Genomic DNA, 17882 nt, shown 5'->3' on the forward strand with positions numbered 1-17882 from the left:
TCACCAACCAGCAACCAGCAACCAGCAACCAGCAACCAGCAACCAGCGAAAGGAAACCACCGTGAACGCCCCACCACTCGCCGCCGTCACCGGAGCCGAGGGCTTCATCGGCTCCCACCTCACCGAGGCGCTCGTCGCCGCCGGGCACCGGGTGAGGGCCATGGCGCAGTACAACTCCTTCTCCTCGTACGGCTGGCTGGAGACCCTCTCCCCCGCCGTCCTCGACCAGGTCGAGATCGTCCTCGGCGATGTCCGCGACCCGGGGTCGGTCCGCCATCTCGTCGAAGGGGCCGACACCGTCTACCACTTGGCCGCGCTCATCGCCATCCCGTACTCCTACCGGGCGCCCCACAGCTACGTGGACACCAACGTCACCGGAACGCTGAACGTGCTGGAGGCGGTACGGGCCGCCGGCACTCCGCGGCTGGTGCACACCTCCACCAGCGAGACCTACGGCACCGCGCAGACCGTGCCGATCACCGAGGACCACCCGATCAACACCCAGTCTCCTTATGCGGCTTCGAAGGCGGGCGGCGACCGGCTCGCCGACAGCTACCACGCCAGCTTCGACACCCCGGTGGTGACACTGCGGCCGTTCAACACCTTCGGGCCGCGGCAGTCCATGCGGGCCGTGATCCCCACCGTCATCGGCCAGGTCGCGGCGGGAGAGCGGACCATCACCCTCGGCGACCTGCGTCCCACCCGGGACTTCACGTTCGTCAAGGACACCGCGCAGGCCTTCCTTGCGGTCGGCGCCGCGCCCGCCGAGCAGGTCGTGGGACGTACCTTCAACGCGGGCACCGGCGGCGAGATCTCCGTCGGCGACCTGGTGACCCTCATCGGCAAGGTGATGGACACCGCGCTCGACGTCCGCGAGGACGCCCAGCGGCTGCGGCCCGCGAACTCCGAGGTCATGCGCCTGGTCGCGGATGCCGGGCGACTGCGCGCCGCGACCGGCTGGAGCCCGGCGCACAGCCTGGAGGAGGGCCTCGCGCAGACGGTGGAGTTCTTCGGCGATCCGGGCAACCTCGCCCGCTACAAGACCGGCATCTACAACATCTGACCATCCGGTACGTCGAGCAAGGGGGAAGACCATGTACGCAGTGATCATGGCCGGTGGCAAGGGTGTCCGCCTGCGGCCCTACACCACGGCCCTGCCCAAGCCGCTGGTACCCATCGGAGACCAGCACGCCATCCTCGAGATCGTCCTGCGCCAGCTCGCCTCGGCCGGCTTCACCGGCTGCACCATCGCCATCGGCCATCTCGGCGAGATCATCCGGGCCTATGTCGGCGACGGCTCCCAGTGGGGCCTGAGAGTCGACTACTCCACCGAGGAGTCCCCGCTGGGGACCATGGGACCGCTCCTGACGATGCGGGAACGGCTGCCGGAGCACTTCCTGGTGATGAACGGGGACATCCTCACCGACCTCGACTACGCCGACGTCCTCCGCAGCCACGAGAGTTCAGGTGCGCCCCTGACCATCGCCACGTACGCGCGTCAGGTCCGCATCGACTTCGGCGTCCTGACGACCGACGCCAGTAAGGTCGTCGGCTTCACGGAGAAGCCAAGCATGGACTACCGCGTCTCCATGGGTGTGTACGGGCTGACCCGGGCCACCCTCGACGGGTACGCCGCCGGCCTGCCGCTGGGCTTCGACGAGTTGGTCCTGGACCTGCTGCGGTCCGGGAAACCGCCGCACGCCTACGACTTCGACGGCTACTGGCTGGACATCGGCCGTCCCGACGACTACGACCGGGCCAACGCGGAGTTCACCGTCCGCAAGTCCCTTCTCCTCAAGGGAGCCTGAGCGCCGTATGCGCATTCTCGTCCTTGGTTCCACCGGATACCTGGGGGCCCACGTCGCCGAGCGGCTCGGTGCTCTCCACGGCACGCGGGTCCTCACCGGGGGGCGGTCCGCCGCCTCCGATGTTCCCGCCGACCTCGCCACCGACTCCGCCGGCCGGCTCGCGGAGGCCCTGGCGGCCGCGACGCCGGACGCCGTGGTCAACTGCGCCGGTGCGACCGGCGGGAACCCGGTGACACTGGCGGAGACCAACACCCGGGGACCCGCCGTGCTGTGCGAGGCCATGGAACTGGCCTGCCCCTCGGCCCGGCTGGTCCACCTCGGTTCGGCCGCCGAGTACGGCCCGGGGACCGGCAGGACTCCGGCCACGGAGTCGGCGGCCACCCGCCCGCTCGGCGCCTACGGGGCCACCAAGCTGGCGGGCACGGCGATCGTGACGGCGTCGGCTCTGGACGCACTCGTCCTGCGGGTCGGCAACCCGGTGGGGCCGGGGGCGCCTCCCGGCGGACTGCCCGGCCGGGTCGCCCGGCTCCTGCGCGACGCGGGCGCGGACACGGTGCTCCGGCTCGGGGACCTGTCGGCGTACCGCGACTTCGTCGACGCCCGTGACGTGGCGCGGGCGGCGGAACAGGCGGTGACGGCGCCCGGGCCGTTGCCGCGTGTGCTCAACATCGGCGGGGGCCGCGCCGTGCCGGTGCGGGAGCTGGTGCACACACTCGCCGGGATCGCGGGCTTCGGCGGACGCATCGAGGAGCAGGGCGCCGGCTCCGCCCGCTCCGGGCAGGTGTCCTGGCAGTGCTCCGACATCTCCGCCGCCGGGACGGCCCTGGGCTGGCGTCCCTCGTACGCACTCCGGGAGTCTCTGACGGCACTGTGGTCCGCCGGCGCCCGCCGGCCGGTCCCGTGTGCGGAAGGCGAACCGTCATCGTGAGCCTGCTGATCCCGCTGTACGTCCACCCGGCCGTTGACCCGGCTGCCTGGCACCGGCTCATCGAGGCGGCCGACCGTACCTACGCGGTCGTGCTCAATCCCGCGGACGGGCCCGGCGGGGCCGCCGATCCCGCCTTCGTCGCCGCGGCGGGCGCGCTGCGCGGAGCGGGAGCCCGTGTGCTGGGCTATGTGGACACCGACTACGGCACCCGGCGGGCCGCGGATGTCACCGCCGATGCCGCCCGGCACCGGGAGTGGTACGCCACCGACGGCTGCTTCCTGGACCGGGTGAGCGCTGCCGGGGACGCACTGCCCGCCTACCGGAAGCTGGTCCGCGCGCTCCGCCGGCAGGGCGCGTCGCCCGTGGTCCTGAACCCGGGTGTGCACCCGGCTCCCGGCTACGCCGGGATCGCGGACCTCCTCGTCACGTTCGAGGGCCCCTGGTCCACCTACGTCTCGGCGTTCAGCAGACCCGACTGGACGACGCGCTGGGCGCCCGACCGCTTCTGCCACCTGGTGTACGGCGTCCCCGGGGCGCTGGCCGAAGTGGCCGTGCGCGCCGCCCACGAGCGTGGCGCCGCGGTGTCGGGCCCGGTCACCGGGAAGCCGCCCAACCCGTGGTCCCGGCTGACGCCAGTGCTGTCGGGAGCGGAACGATGAGGCGCCGGACCTGGCCGTGGGCCACCCTGCCGGCCGTGCTGACGGTCGCTCTGGCCGTCCTCCTGTCCGGTTGCACCGGCACGGGCGGCGGCCGGGACACGCCGTCGGGCGGGCCGGGCAAGAGCCGGTGGCAGCCCCGTCCGGGGCTGGCCTGGCAGTGGCAGCTGGACGGGAAGGTCGACGCCACGGCGGCCGACGTGCCGGTCTACGACATCGACGGCTTCGAGAACGACGCCGAGGACGTCGCCCGGCTCCACCGCGCCGGCCGCAAGGTGATCTGCTACATCAACGTCGGCGCGTGGGAGGACTACCGGCCCGACAAGGACGCCTTCCCCCGCTCGGTGCTGGGCGGGCCGAACGGCTGGGACGGAGAGCGCTGGCTCGACATCCGGCGCGTCTCCGTACTCCGGCCGATCATGGAACGGCGGTTCGACATGTGCCGGCGGAAGGGGTTCGACGCGGTCGAGCCCGACCTCATGGAGGGGTACAACGACGACACGGGCTTCCCGCTCACCGCGCGGGACCAGCTGCGCTACAACCGGATGATCGCCGAGATCGCCCACGAACGCGGCCTGGCCGTGGGCCTCAAGAACGACCTGGCGCAGATCCCGCAGCTGGTGGGGGTCTTCGACTTCGCGGTCAACGAGCAGTGCGCGGAGTACGGCGAGTGCGCGAGGCTGAAGCCGTTCATCGAGGCGGGCAAGGCCGTCTTCCACGTCGAGTACACCGAGCCCAACGGCCGCTTCTGCCCCGAGTCCCGCAAGCTGGGCCTCTCCTCCATGCGGAAGAAGTGGGAGCTGGGGACCTGGCGCAGGGCATGCTGAGGGGCCTGTGCGGGGCGGGTCCGGGCCGGGCCGGGCCCCGTCGGGGAGTCCCCCGGCCCGAGCCCCGACTCCACCTCCCGCGGTGAGACACCCTCTCGGCCGGCCGGGATCGTGGCCGGCCGGCCCGGCGCACCCTGCCCCGTTCGGCCGCGCCCGTCGTGCACACCCGCCCCGCCGCTCCTACCGTCTGTGCTGACATCGTCGCTCAGGGAGCCGGCCGGCGCCGTGACCCGCGCCCGGCGGGGCGCCCGTCCCGGCCCCGTACAGGAGGAGCCCATGCCGGAGCTGTTCATCGATGGCCAGTGGACGGCTGCCGCCGAGGGGCAGCAGCGGGAGATCCGCTGCCCGGCCGACGGCACGCTGGTCGCCACCGTGGACGAGGGCGGGCCGCGGGACGCCGAGGCCGCAGTCGCCGCCGCCCGGTCCGCCTTCGACCGCGGGCCCTGGCCGGGGACGCCCGCCGCCGAGCGGGGGCGGCTCCTGCTGCGGGTGGCGGAGCTGCTGGAACGGGACAAGGACGTCTTCGCACGGGCCGAGTCGCTGGACACGGGCAAGCGGCTCGTCGAGAGCGCCTACGACATGGACGACATCGCCAACTGCTTCCGGTACTTCGGCAGCCTCGTCGCGTCCGGGGACGCGGGGCGGGTCGTCGACACCGGGCTCGCGGACGTCGACAGCCGGATCGTGCACGAACCCGTCGGGGTGTGCGCGCTCATCACGCCGTGGAACTACCCACTGCTCCAGACCGCCTGGAAGGTCGCCCCGGCGCTGGGGGCCGGCAACACCTTCGTCCTCAAACCGAGCGAGCTGACCCCGCACACCGCCGTCCTGCTCATGCGGCTGCTGGCCGAGGCCGGGCTGCCGGACGGGGTCGCCAACCTGCTCCTCGGGGCGGGAGATGTGGTGGGGGCGCCGCTGACCGAGGACCCCCGGGTCGATCTCGTGTCGTTCACCGGGGGGCTCGTGACCGGGCGGCGCATCATGGCGGCCGCCGCGCCCACCGTGAAGAAGGTCGCCCTGGAACTGGGCGGCAAGAATCCCAACATCGTCTTCGCCGACGCCGACTTCGACACCGCCGTCGACTACGCGCTGATGGCGGTGTTCCTGCACTCGGGGCAGGTCTGCTCCGCCGGAGCGCGGCTCCTCGTGCAGGACGAGCTGCACGACCGGTTCGTGGACGAGCTGGTGGCACGGGCGGGCCGGATCAAGCTCGGCGGGCCGTTCGACGAGGACGCCCGCAGCGGGCCGCTGATCTCCGCCGCGCACCGCGACAAGGTCGAGGCGTACGTGGCGGAGGGCATCGCCGAGGGTGCGGTCCTGCGCTGCGGCGGGGCGCGGCCCGACGACCCGGCGCTGGCGGACGGCTTCTACTATCCGCCCACCGTGCTGGACGAGTGCGCCACCTCGATGTCCGTGGTGCGGGACGAGTCGTTCGGACCGGTGCTCACCGTCGAGCGCTTCCGGGACGAGGACGACGCGGTCCGGCTGGCCAACGACACCGTGTACGGGCTGGCGGGCGCGGTCTGGACGCGGGACGGCGGGCGGGCCCACCGGGTGGCGTCGCGGCTGCGGGTGGGCACGGTGTGGATCAACGACTTCCATCCCTACGTACCGCAGGCGGAGTGGGGCGGCATGAAGCAGTCCGGATTCGGCCGCGAGTTGGGCCCCGCGGGGCTCGCCGAGTACCAGGAGGCCAAGCACATCTGGCGCAATGCCGCGGCGACCCCTCAGCGGTGGTTCGAGTGAGGTGAAGCTCGGCCCCCTCTCCCTCTCCGTCTCCGTAACGTTATTCGCACACCTGCTCGAATAGCGTTACGCTCTCCCCCATGGCCGTACACCTGCAAAGCTCGCTTTTCGACCAGGAGGCCGAGGTCGGTACCCGTCCCCTGAGCGGAGTGCGGCGAACCGATCTCGGCCACGGGGCGTGGATCGACGTCCTGCCGCAGTGGCTCCGGGGAGCGGACACGCTGTTCGAGACGCTGGTGCGCGACGTGGCCTGGCGGGCGGAGCGGCGTGTGATGTACGAGCGGGTCGTGGCGGTCCCCCGGCTGCTGGCGTTCTTCGGCCGACACGACCCCCTGCCCCATCCGGCCCTGGAGGCCGCCCGCAGCGAGCTCGGCGAGCACTACGCGGCCGAGCTGGGCGAACCGTTCACCACGGCGGGGCTCTGCTTCTACCGCGACGGACGGGACGGGGTCGCCTGGCACGGGGACACCCTCGGACGGGGAAGCCGCGAGGACACCCTGGTCGCGATCCTCTCGCTGGGAGCGCCCCGGCACTTGGCGCTGCGGCCGCGCCGCCCCGGCCCCGCCCCCGTCCGCAGGCAGCTCGGCCATGGGGATCTGATCGTGATGGGCGGCAGTTGCCAGCGCACCTGGGAGCACGCGATCCCGAAGACCGCACGGGCCGTCGGGCCGCGCGTGAGCGTGCAGTTCCGGCCCGACGGGGTGCGCTGACCCCGGCTCCGCGGGGCACCGCCGCGGGGCACCGCGGTTGTGCGGGTCCCGGGCAGGGCGGATTCTGAGAGTAATGAACCGGGCCGGGGCCGCGCCGTGAGCGCGGCGAGCACGGCGGACAGCGCCGATTTCCGTGGGCCCCTGGACGTCACCAGGGCCGCCACGGTGGTTCTGGACGCCGAGAGCACCGTCATCGGCTGGAGTCCCGCGGCGGCCGAGCTCCTCGGCTACGGGCCCGCAGAGGCCCTGGGCCGGCCGCTCAGCGCGTTCCTCTCGGTGCACCCGGTCGGCGGCACTCCCCCGGCCGCGACGGCCGAGGAAGCCGCGACGGCCGTCACCGGCATCGGCCCGCCGTCCCTCGTCGGCAACGAGATCCACGTGGCCCACGCCCGGGACGGCCGGGAGCTGCTGGTGGCGACGGCGACGTGCCCCCTGCCGGGCGGGGCGGCGGAGCGGGGCCCCGGAGTACCGGACCGGATCCTGGTGGCGGCCGAAACGGGGGAACTGCGGCACTGGGAGTCACGGCTCGCCCTGCTCCAGGGGCTGGCCACCCAGTCACCCGTCGGGCTGGCGATCTACGACACCGATCTGCGGCTGACCTGGTGCAACACCGCCTACGAGCGGGAGATCGGACAACCGCTGGCCGCGTTCCGCGGGATGCGGGCCGACGAGCTGTACTCCAGCGGCTCCTTCATCTCCCCGGGCTATCCGCCGACCCTCGACGGCGTGATGCACCAGGTGATCGACACCGGCGAGCCGGTCCTCGACCTGAACTTCCGGGGGCAGCCGCCCAGCGACCCGGGCAGGGACCACCTGTGGTCCTGCGCCTACTACCGGCTGGAGGACGCCCACGGGCACGTGTTCGGCGTGTGCGAGGACGCCTTCGACATCACCGACCGCTACCGGGTCCAGGAGCGGCTGACCCTCCTCGTCGAGGCCGGCCGCAGGATCGGCACCGCCCTGGACGTGGCCACCACCGCCGAGGAGATCGCCGAGGTGGCCGTGCCGGACTTCGCCGCGACCGTACGGGTCGACGTCACGCGGGCCGCCGTGACCGGGGAGACGGCGGCGGTGGGCAGCGCGGCGGACATGGCGCTGCTCCGGGTCGCGGACCGCTCGGAACCGGGCGTCGCCACCCCGGACCCGGCCCTCCCGGATCCTGGGACCCCGGACGTCAATCCGCCGGAACCGGGGGACCCCGATGCCGTCCCGCCGGGCCCCGGAGGGCCGGAGGGCGGACCGCGCGCCGCCGACACCGGCGACGCCCCGCAGCCGTATCCGCCGGTCGTCTACCCGCCCGGATGCCCTCAGCACCGCAGCCTGTCCTCCGGCGGGCTCGTGCTCGACGAGGGCACCCTGGTCGTGCCGCTGCGGGCCGGGGGCGGCATGCTCGGGCTCGTCACCTTCGACCGCGGCACGGGCCCGGACGCCGCGGGCCGGCCACTCGCCCCCGACCGGGCGACCACGTTCGACAACGGCGAGGTCGCCCTGGCCGACGAGCTGGCGGCCCGGGCCGCGGTCAGCATCGACAACGCGCGCCGCTACACCCGCGAGCGCACCGCGTCCCTCGCCCTCCAGCGGCAGCTGCTGCCCCACCACCTGCCGCCCCGGTCCGCGATCCGGACCGCCCACCGCTATCTGCCCGCCGACGACGTGACCGGCGTCGGCGGGGACTGGTTCGACGTGATCCCGCTGTCCGGGACCCGGGTCGGCCTCGTCGTGGGGGACGTCGTCGGGCACGGCCTCCAGGCGGCCGCCACCATGGGACGGCTCCGCACCTCCGTACGGGCCTTCGCACAGCTCGACATGGCCCCCGACGAACTGCTGACCCGGCTGGACGACCTCGTGGGGCAGCCCGCGGAGGAGCCGCCGGACGCGTACGACGGGGCCGTCGAGACGTATGACGTGACCACCGGGGCGACCTGCCTGTACGCGGTCTACGACCCGGTCTCCCGGCGTTGCGTCATGGCCCGGGCCGGTCATCTGCCACCGGCGATCGTCGACCCCGGGGGCCGGGTGTCGTTCCCGGACCTGCCCGCCGGCCCGCCGCTGGGCCTCGGCGGCCTGCCGTTCGAGTCGATGGAGTTCGAGCTGCCGGTGGGCAGCCTGCTGGCCCTGTTCACCGACGGCCTGGTGGAGGCCCGGGACCACGACATCGGCCACGGCCTCGACCTGCTGGGCCGGGTGCTCGGCGACCGGTCCGCGTCGCTGGAGGAGCTGTGCGACCGGGCGGTGGCCGAGCTGGTTCCCGACGGCACGAGCGCCGACGACACGGCCCTGCTCCTGGTCCGCACCCGTGAGCTCGACCCCGAGCGGGTCGCCGACTGGGAGCTGAGCGCGGAGCCGGTGTCGGTGGGCCGCGCCCGTGAGCTGGCCACCGGGCAACTGGAAGCCTGGGGGCTGGAGGAGCTGGTGTTCACGACCCAGCTCGTCGTCAGCGAACTGGTCACCAACGCGGTCCGGTACGCGGGCGGTCCGCTGGGGCTGCGACTCATCCGGGACCGGACCCTGGTGTGCGAGGTCGCGGACACCGGGCACACCTCCCCCCACCTGCGGCACAGCGCGGAGGACGACGAGGGCGGGCGCGGCCTGTTCATCGTGGCCCAGCTCGTCCAGCGGTGGGGCACCCGGTACACCCCGACCGGGAAGACGATCTGGACCGAGCAGGCGCTGCCGCCGGACGAGCCGGCCGGGCAGCCGCCCGGACCACTGTGATGTCGGTAACTCTCCCGGCAACAAGACGTGTTGACGCCCGGGTGGCGGGTCCACCCGCCAGCCAGGGGGCGCCCGGAGGGCGCACCGCAGGCGTCGCAGCGGCCCCGCTCACCCGCGAGGCCGCACGGGAGGCGGGCGAACTCCCTGGCCGGACGTGCCGAAGGCCGGAGAGCGGCCGGGCCGGCCCCGCGGCGAACCACTCCCCCGGCACCGCCGGGCACAAGCGCTTACTCAGCTGTCGCCCCGTCAGTATCCTTGACTGCCAAGCGACATCGGACAGTTCCAGCCGACCGGAGGCGTCCGGGCCGACCGTCTGAACTTCACGAGAACTCCAGCGAAATGCCACGTGTGTGGATATCGTGCACCGGGCGAAGGCGCATCCGTCTGTCCATGGGATCGGCGGATGCGTCCCGTTTGTGGGGGTGCAACTGTAGCTGGGGGGCTCATGGGGCATGTCGAGATACCTGATACCGACCTATCCGGACCGGTGGGGCTCCGGGGCGCACCGCGCCCTCGCACCGCCGCCTCCCGGAACCGCACAGCGGCCCTGGAACAACTCTGGAGGGCCCCGACCGCTCAGCGCGACCCGGCCGGCCCGGTGCCGGTCCGGCGGAAGGCCGCCGGCGGCGCCGTCCTCGCGGCCCTGACCGACCTGCTGGGCCTGACCGGTCCGGCCTGGCTGCTGCTGCGTGCGGGGACCAGCCCCGCCCGGCGGCGGCCGCCGCGGTCGCGGGGCTGCTGTGGGCCGGACTGCGCGGCGCCCGGGGACGGTACACCGACGGGCTGCGCGGCGAGCCCGGCGGTGCGAACGACGCACGCGGGGCGGTCGGCGCGCTCGGGGCGGTCGGCGACTGGCTCGTGCTCATCGGCCTGCTGGCCGTGCTGCACACGGCGGCGGGCAGCCCGGTGGACCCGCCACGGCCGTCGTGGCCGTCGCGCCGGGCCTGCTGGTAGCCGCCGCGGTGGCGGGGCTGCGGCGCTGGCCGCGTTCCGCCCGGCGGGCGGACCGGAACCGGCGGGTGCTGCTGGTCGGTGAGGCGGCGGGCGTGGACCGGGCGGCCGGGCTGCTCACCTCCCGTACGGATCACGACTACACCCTGGTCGCCGCCATCCCGGTGGGCGCCGCCCGGCTGGATCTCGACGGGGTGCAGGTGCCGGGGCACCTCGCGTCCTGCCCGGCCGACGACGACGTGCCGACGGTGCTCGGCGGGGTCCGCTCCCATGCGGCGGACCTGGTGCTGGTGGCTCCCGGGCCCCAGTTGACCGGCGACCGGCTGCGCCGGCTCGGCTGGGGGCTGCACGACCGGGGCGTCGCGCTGTCCGTGCTCTCCGAGCTGTCCGGCGTGGCGGCCGAGCGGGTGCGTCCCGCCACCGCGGCCGGGCTCACCCTGCTGCATGTCGCACCACCGCTGCGCGGGGGGCCGCAGGCGGTGGCCAAGAACGTGCTGGACCGTACGGGCGCCCTGTTCGGGCTGCTGGCCCTGGCACCGCTGCTGCTGGCGGTGGCGCTGAGCGTCCGGCTGTCCTCGCGGGGGCCGGTCTTCCACCGGCAGGTGCGGCAGGGGCAGCACAACCGGCCGTTCACCATGTGGAAGTTCCGCACGATGGTGGCCGACGCGGAGCAGCTCAAGCCACAGCTCGCCGTGGTCAACGAGGTCGACGGACCGTTGTTCAAGATGCGCAGCGACCCGCGGGTAACCCCCGTCGGCCGGATGCTGCGGCGTACGTCGATCGACGAACTCCCCCAGCTGGTCAATGTGTTGCTGGGGCATATGTCGTTGGTGGGGCCGCGTCCGCCGTTGCCGGAGGAGGCGTCCCGTTACGACGAGCGGGAGCACCGGAGGCTCGCGGTGAAGCCGGGGCTCACGGGCCTGTGGCAGGTGAGCGGGCGTTCCGACCTCAGCTGGCAGGAGACGGTCTCGCTGGATCTCTGGTACGTGGACAACTGGTCGGTCGCCGCCGACATGGGACTCCTCGCCCGCACCGTGCGCGCCGTCACCGACGGCCGCGGGGCGTACTGAATGGCGGCGGGCGGGCCGATGGACTCAGCGGCACGCCCGGTGCGCCGCCGGGAGAGCTCCCCCGGCGGCGGCCGACGGTCACTGTCCGGGCGGGAGTTGCCCGAGCCACCAGGCGTAGGTGCGGGCGATGCCGTCGCGCAGCGGAATCTTCGGTGTGAAGCCGAGGGCGCTCAGGCGGGTCACGTCGAGCAGCTTGCGGGGGGTCCCGTCGGGCTTCGAGGTGTCCCAGGCGATGCGTCCTTGATACTCCGTCACCTCCGCTACGGTCTCAGCCAGTTCACGGATGGTGAGGTCCTCGCCGCAGCCGATGTTGACGGGTTCGTCTCCGTCGTAGGCCTCCAGCAGGGTCACGCAGGCGGCGGCGAGGTCGTCGACGTGGAGGAACTCGCGGCGCGGCGAGCCGGATCCCCACAGGGTGATCTCGGGGGCCCCGTCCCGGCGCGCCTCGTGGAAGCGGCGGATCAGCGCGGGCAGGACGTGCGAGGTCTCCAGGTCGAAGTTGTCGCCGGCGCCGTAGAGATTGGTGGGCATGGCACTGATGTAGGAGGCGCCGTACTGCCGCCGGTAGGACTGGGTCTGGACGATTCCCGCGATCTTGGCGAGGGCGTAGGCCTCGTTGGTGGGCTCCAGCTCTCCGGTGAGCAGCGACTCCTCGCGGATCGGCTGGGGCGCGAGCCGGGGGTAGATGCACGACGAGCCGAGGAAGAGCAGCCGCTGGATCCCGGCCGCGTGCGCCCCGGCGATCACGCTGAGCTGGATGCGGAGGTTGTCCTCCAGGAACTGCACCGGATACGTGCTGTTGGCCATGATCCCGCCCACCTTGGCGGCGGCCAGCACCACGGCGTCCGGGCGGACCTCCTTCAGATACGTCTCGGTCCGCGCGGCGTCGCGCAGGTCGAGGAGGTCGCGGCCGCGGGTGAGCACCTCGTGGCCGTCGTCGGCGAGGCGGCGGGCCACCGCCGAGCCGACCAGGCCGCGGTGTCCCGCGACGAATATGCGGGAGCCGGGCCGCAGTAGGGAACGGGCGGATTCCTGGGACGGGACGGGGAGTTCGGTCGTCATGGCTCGGATTGTGCCAGCAGAAAGGGACTGCGGTGATGCTTTGCCGCAGAACGCTCCAATTCCGGAATATCGGTGAACATCGCCGCCGAGGCGATCAGCAGAGAAGGGGGAATCGTGGCGAAGACCGCGCTCATCACCGGAGTGACCGGCCAGGACGGTTCGTATCTGGCCGAGTTGTTGCTCGACAAGGGATACACGGTGCACGGGCTCATACGCCGTTCCTCAAGCTTCAACACCGAGCGGATCGACCACATATACCAGGGTCCCGAGGAGCCGGAGCGCTCCTTCGTCCTGCATCACGCGGACCTGGCCGACGGGGTGGCGCTGGTGAACCTGCTGCGCGACATCCAGCCCGACGAGGTCTACAACCTGGGCGCGCAGTCGCATGTGCGGGTGTCCTTCGACGCCCCGCTGTACACCGGTGACGTCACCGGGCTCGGCACCATCCGCCTGCTGGAGGCGGTCCGGGCCAGTGGGATCCAGACCCGGATCTACCAGGCGTCGTCCTCCGAGATGTTCGGCGCCAGCCCTCCCCCGCAGAACGAGAAGACCCCGTTCCACCCGCGCAGCCCGTACAGCGTGGCGAAGGTCTACTCCTACTGGGCCACGGTCAACTACCGCGAGGCGTACGACATGTTCGCGGTGAACGGGATCCTGTTCAACCACGAGTCGCCGCGCCGGGGAGAGACCTTCGTGACCCGGAAGATCACCCGGGGCGTCGCCCGGATCAAGGCGGGGCTCCAGGACCGGCTGCACCTGGGCAATCTGGACGCGGTGCGCGACTGGGGGTACGCGCCGGAGTACGTCGACGCCATGTGGCGGATGCTCCAGTGCGACACCCCCGACGACTTCGTGATCGCCACCGGCGAGGGCGTCAGCGTCCGGGAGTTCCTGGAGTACGCCTTCGAGCACGCGGGCCTCGACTGGCGCGAGCACGTGCGCTACGACCCGAAGTACGAACGCCCCAGCGAGGTCGACGCGTTGATCGGTGACGCCTCGAAGGCCGAGGAGCTGCTGGGCTGGAAGCCCGAGGTGAAGTCCCGGGAGCTGGCCCGGATCATGGTCGACGCCGACATCCGCCGCCTCGCCGACCAGCTGTCCGGAGCCGCCGTCCGGGTGGACCGGTGACGGCGCGGGGCCGCCGCGCCCGTGGTCCGGCGGCGGCGCAGGGCCGCCGTGCGTCCGGACCGGCGAGGCGGCCCGCCCGGCGTCCGGGCGGGGCGGGTCGCACGCCTCACCTGGACGGACGCCGCTCCCGGTGGCCGGGCCGGTCCGGTCCGCCCCGGTTCGCCGTCCCTTACCGGGCCGGCCGCACCGTGCGGCCGCCGTCGCCCGCACCGGGCCGGCGGCCACCCCTGACTCCCGGCCGGCGCTCGTCGCGCCCGGGCCCGGGATGATCACCGGCGCCACCGCCGATCCCCACCGACCGCTCGGTGGGGCTCTGGGCGCCGGCCACGGGCGGGGCTCCGGCCCCGCCTCCCCACTCGCACCGGCCATCGACGGGACGCACCGTCGGCCGGGCGAGGCAGGATCCGCGGTCCTCGGGCCGCAGCGCGAATCTCACCTTCGGAGCTGAATGATGAACGGAAGTACGGGGCGCGGAAGCGGAGGGCGCGGCCGTGTGCGGGCCGTGTCCGCCGCTCTCGGCCTGCTGGCCGGAGCCCTGACCGCGACCACGGTCGGGGCCTCGGGGGCGACGGCGCTGACACCACCGGTCGCCATCACCGCGGACGACCTCTCCACCTGGCAGACCAACGGCATCGTCTGGTCGATGGCCGCCGGCGACGGCGTCGTCTACGCGGGCGGCACCTTCTCCACCCTGCGGCCCCCGAGCGCGGCCCCCGGCACGAGCGAACAGTCCGCGGTGAACTTCGCCGCGTTCGACGCGGCGACCGGGGCGCCCACCGACTGCTCGCTGTCCTTCACCGTCTCCTCGGGGACCGCGACCGTGCGGGCCCTCGCCCTCTCCCCGGACGGCGAGACGCTGTACGCGGGCGGCCGGTTCGGCGCGGTGAACGGTGAGGGCGTGAGCAACTTCGCGGCGATCGACACCGCGAGCTGCACCGTCAGCAACACCTTCAAGATCGGGGTCTCGGCGACCGTGCGGGGGCTCGCCGCCACCGACGACACGGTCTACCTCGCGGGCGACTTCACCACGGTCGGCGGCCAGACCAGGAGCCACTTCGCCGCCGTCACGACGGACGCCTCACTCCTGCCCTTCACGGCCGACGCCGACGAGGTCGCACGGGCCGTCGAGGTGACCCCGGACGGACAGAACGTACTGCTCGGCGGGGACTTCTTCCGGATCAACGGCACGAACACCCACGCCCTCGCCGTCGTCGACGCCACCACCGGCCAGCTCACCAAGTCCTACTCGGGGTTCATCCACAACAACTCCACGGTCCAGGACATCACCACCGACGCGACCGGCTTCTACACCGCCAACGAGGGGACCGGCGGCGGCGTGTTCGACGGCCGCATCGCGCTCGACCTCAGCGACTTCGAGCAGCGCTGGCGGGACACCTGCCTCGGCGCGACCCAGGCCGTGCTGGTGCACTCCGGGGTGCTGTACAGCGGCAGCCACGCCCACGACTGCTCCAGCATGGGCGCCTTCCCCGACCAGCCGCGCAAGCATCTGCTGGCCCAGTCGGTCGACGACCCGAAGCTGCTGCCCTGGTTCCCGGACACCAACGACGGGATCGGGGAGCCGGTCGGGCCGCGCGTGATGACCCGGACGGGCAGCGGCGGGCATGACTACCTGTGGGTGGGCGGCGAGTTCACCACCGTCAACTCCCGACCCCAGCAGGGGCTGACCCGGTTCGCGGACGGTCCGGACACGGGGACTCCCTGGGTGCCCAACGTCAGCCTCTCCACCCTCACCCCCGGCCAGATCGACGTGAACTGGCAGACGAGCTTCGACACCGACGACGGTGAGCTGACCTACCGGATCTACAAGGACGGCTCGAACACCCCCATCCACACGACGACCGGCTACTCGGTCTTCTGGGACCGTCCGCAGCTGACCTGGACGGACACCGACGTAGCCCCGGGCGAGACCCACTCGTACCGGATCACCGCGAGCGACGGCACCAACACCAGCTCCAAGTCCCCGTCCCAGTCCGCCACCGTGGCGAGCACGACGGAGGCCTACCCGGCCCGGGTCAGGGCCGACGGGGCGAGCCTCTACTGGCGCTACGACGAGGGCGTCTCCACCTTCGCGCACGACAGCAGCGGCAACCTCGACAACGGCTTCATGCGCAACGGGCCCGCCTACCGGCAGACCCCGGCGGCGGTGGCCGGCCCCTCGACCGCGATCGGCCTCAACGGCTCCAACGAGTACATCTACAGCAACCGCCGGCACCCGCAGCCGGACCGGTACACCATCGAGACCTGGATCAAGACCACCACCTCCAGGGGCGGGCGGATCATCGGCTTCGGCAATCTGACCCAGCAGAACAGCAGCCGGCGCGACAAGCACATCTACATGCGCAACGACGGGCGGCTGGTGTTCGGCGTCCAGAGCGGCGGCACCCGCACCATCACCACCTCGGGGGCGTACAACGACGGCCAGTGGCACCATGTCGTCGCCACCCAGGGCCCGTTCGGGCAGGGCATGTCGCTGTACGTCGACGGTCAGCTGCGCGCCTCGAACATCCTGGTCTCCGGCAACCAGGACTACGACGGATACTGGCGGGTCGGCGGGGACAACCTGTCCGGCTGGCCGAGCCGCCCCACCAGCAACTTCTTCGAAGGGCAGATCGACGAGACGGCCATCTACCCGACCGCGCTGAGCGGGTCCACGATCAGCGCGCACTACGCCCTGAGGAACGGCTGAGCGATGAGAAACACGTTCCTGGCCTGCGCCGCCGTCGTCCTGACGGCGGCGGCGCTGGCCGCCTGCGGCTCGTCCGCGGACGGGAACGACCCGGAGGCCGCGGGCGCCCAGCGCCCCGCGGCCTCCGGGCCCGCCGCCCCCGGCCCGTCCACCACCGCGGCCACCGACCCCGCCACACCGCCCTCCGAGGAGCCGGAGGCCTCCGGGGGGTCCGCTCCGGCCGCCACGGCCGAGGGCCCGAAGACGCCCGCCGACGAGATCACCCCGGCCACGGGGACGTTCACCAGGAAGCAGAAGGAGTACCTGAAGGACCGGGTGCCGAAGGGGATGGACCCGGCGGCGGTGCTCCAGACCGGCCAGGAGACCTGCGACAAGCTGCGCTACCTCGTCAAGGCCGACCGGGACACCGCGGTCGGCGCGATCGTGACGGGCGAGATCCCCGACGCGAAGGACGCCGTGGCCGGGCTCTGCACGCAGCACCAGGACCTGGTCGACGAGGCGGCGTACGGCTACCCGGACGGCAAGCACTCCGGGAAGAAGCTCCGGCCGGGCGGGTACCGCTCGGCCTCGCCCACCACGGACTGCTCCTGGCGGATCGAAGGGGCGGGCGGCAAGGAGCTGGCCTCCGGCGCCTCCGGCACCGGGAAGTCCCGGAAGATCACCATCCCCGATTCCGCAGTTACGTTCACGTCCACAGGCTGCTACGCCTGGCTGCCCGAAGGAGGCGAGGGATGACCGCAGGTACGCAGAAACTCCCGATAGCCGTGGCGATCCCCACGAAGAACGAAGGGCTCAACATCGCGGAGGCGGTGAGATCGGTGCTCGGCCACTTCGAGGCGGTCGTCGTGGTGGACTCCCACAGCACCGACGACACCGTGAAGATCGCCGAGGAGTGCGGGGCCGAGGTGGTCACCTACACCTGGGACGGCGGCCACCCGCGCAAGAAGCAGTGGTGCCTGGAGAACGTCCGCACCGACCTGGACTGGATCCTGCTGCTCGACGGCGACGAGCGGCTCAGCCCCGGGCTGCTGGCCGAGCTGCGCGCCGCCTTCCGGAACCCGGACGCGCCGAAGCCCGCCGCGTACGACATACCGCTCGGCTACTGGTTCTCCGGGAAGCGGCTGCGGCACGGATACACCATCCGCAAGCGGTCGTTGACCGACCGGACCCGCTGCCACTACCCGGAGGTCGGGGACCTGGACGCGCCGGGGATCGGTGAGGTGGAGGGCCACTACCAGCCGGTCGCGGCGAGCGCGGGCACCCTCACCCACCCCATCGAGCACCAGGACCTCGACCCGGTGACCGCCTGGTTCGAGCGGCACAACCGCTACTCGGACTGGGAGGCCTGGCTGGAGCACCACCCCCAGGTGAAGGAGCAGGTGCGCCAGGTCAAGTCGCGCCAGGGGCAGTTGTTCCACAAGGCGCCGTTCAAACCGGTGGTCTCGTTCGCCTACATGTATCTCTACAAGCGGGGATTCCTGGACGGCCGTGCGGGCTTCGACTTCGCCCTGGCGATGAGCTTCTACCGCTGGCAGATCGCGCTCAAGTCGCGGGAGAAGCCCGCCCGTCGATGA

General features: G+C 72.6%; 13 protein-coding genes and 1 pseudogene. 13 read left to right on the plus strand and 1 reads right to left on the minus strand.

The window, feature by feature from the left end:
• Positions 1-61 precede the first annotated feature (61 nt).
• From KME66_RS05650 to KME66_RS05690, 9 genes and pseudogenes are all read left to right on the plus strand, one after another.
• On the plus strand, positions 62-1063 hold the full coding sequence (locus tag KME66_RS05650) for an SDR family NAD(P)-dependent oxidoreductase (protein ID WP_216319665.1): 1002 nt from the start codon (positions 62-64) through the stop codon (positions 1061-1063).
• 31 nt (positions 1064-1094) lie between these two features.
• Positions 1095-1808 carry a sugar phosphate nucleotidyltransferase gene (locus KME66_RS05655; protein WP_073220900.1) on the plus strand — a complete coding sequence of 238 codons (714 nt, stop codon included), beginning with the start codon at positions 1095-1097 and terminating at the stop codon, positions 1806-1808.
• A gap of 7 nt (positions 1809-1815) precedes the next feature.
• Complete coding sequence (locus tag KME66_RS05660) at positions 1816-2736, plus strand: NAD(P)-dependent oxidoreductase (protein WP_216319670.1); 921 nt, start codon at positions 1816-1818, stop codon at positions 2734-2736.
• Positions 2733-3395: a spherulation-specific family 4 protein gene (locus KME66_RS05665; protein ID WP_073220894.1), complete on the plus strand. Its 663-nt coding sequence runs from the start codon at positions 2733-2735 to the stop codon at positions 3393-3395. The genes KME66_RS05660 and KME66_RS05665 overlap by 4 nt, the downstream gene beginning before the upstream one ends.
• A complete protein-coding gene (locus tag KME66_RS05670; protein WP_216319673.1) occupies positions 3392-4219 on the plus strand; it encodes an endo alpha-1,4 polygalactosaminidase in 828 nt (275 codons plus the stop codon). Before KME66_RS05665 ends, KME66_RS05670 begins: the two co-directional genes overlap by 4 nt.
• Before the next feature lie 276 nt (positions 4220-4495).
• Positions 4496-5965: an aldehyde dehydrogenase family protein gene (locus tag KME66_RS05675; protein WP_216319675.1), complete on the plus strand. Its 1470-nt coding sequence runs from the start codon at positions 4496-4498 to the stop codon at positions 5963-5965.
• 80 nt (positions 5966-6045) lie between these two features.
• Positions 6046-6675 carry an alpha-ketoglutarate-dependent dioxygenase AlkB gene (locus tag KME66_RS05680; protein ID WP_216319678.1) on the plus strand — a complete coding sequence of 210 codons (630 nt, stop codon included), beginning with the start codon at positions 6046-6048 and terminating at the stop codon, positions 6673-6675.
• Between the two features lie 96 nt (positions 6676-6771).
• A complete protein-coding gene (locus KME66_RS05685) occupies positions 6772-9390 on the plus strand; it encodes a SpoIIE family protein phosphatase (RefSeq protein ID WP_216319682.1) in 2619 nt (872 codons plus the stop codon).
• 445 nt (positions 9391-9835) lie between these two features.
• Positions 9836-11411: pseudogene (locus KME66_RS05690) on the plus strand (sugar transferase).
• A 78-nt stretch (positions 11412-11489) separates the two neighbouring features.
• Here KME66_RS05690 and KME66_RS05695 read toward each other — a convergent pair.
• Positions 11490-12473: a GDP-L-fucose synthase gene (locus KME66_RS05695; protein ID WP_216319685.1), complete on the minus strand. Its 984-nt coding sequence runs from the start codon at positions 12471-12473 to the stop codon at positions 11490-11492.
• A gap of 114 nt (positions 12474-12587) precedes the next feature.
• Here KME66_RS05695 and gmd point away from each other — a divergent pair, with 114 nt between their 5' ends.
• From gmd to KME66_RS05715, 4 genes are all read left to right on the plus strand, one after another.
• On the plus strand, positions 12588-13601 hold the full coding sequence (gene gmd / locus KME66_RS05700; RefSeq protein WP_073221648.1) for a GDP-mannose 4,6-dehydratase: 1014 nt from the start codon (positions 12588-12590) through the stop codon (positions 13599-13601).
• A 448-nt stretch (positions 13602-14049) separates the two neighbouring features.
• Positions 14050-16308: a LamG-like jellyroll fold domain-containing protein gene (locus KME66_RS05705; protein WP_216319687.1), complete on the plus strand. Its 2259-nt coding sequence runs from the start codon at positions 14050-14052 to the stop codon at positions 16306-16308.
• A 3-nt stretch (positions 16309-16311) separates the two neighbouring features.
• Positions 16312-17043: a hypothetical protein gene (locus KME66_RS05710; RefSeq protein WP_216319690.1), complete on the plus strand. Its 732-nt coding sequence runs from the start codon at positions 16312-16314 to the stop codon at positions 17041-17043.
• On the plus strand, positions 17040-17882 hold the full coding sequence (locus KME66_RS05715; protein ID WP_216319693.1) for a glycosyltransferase family 2 protein: 843 nt from the start codon (positions 17040-17042) through the stop codon (positions 17880-17882). The genes KME66_RS05710 and KME66_RS05715 overlap by 4 nt, the downstream gene beginning before the upstream one ends.

This window comes from Streptomyces sp. YPW6 (genome assembly GCF_018866325.1).
Lineage (GTDB): Bacteria > Actinomycetota > Actinomycetes > Streptomycetales > Streptomycetaceae > Streptomyces.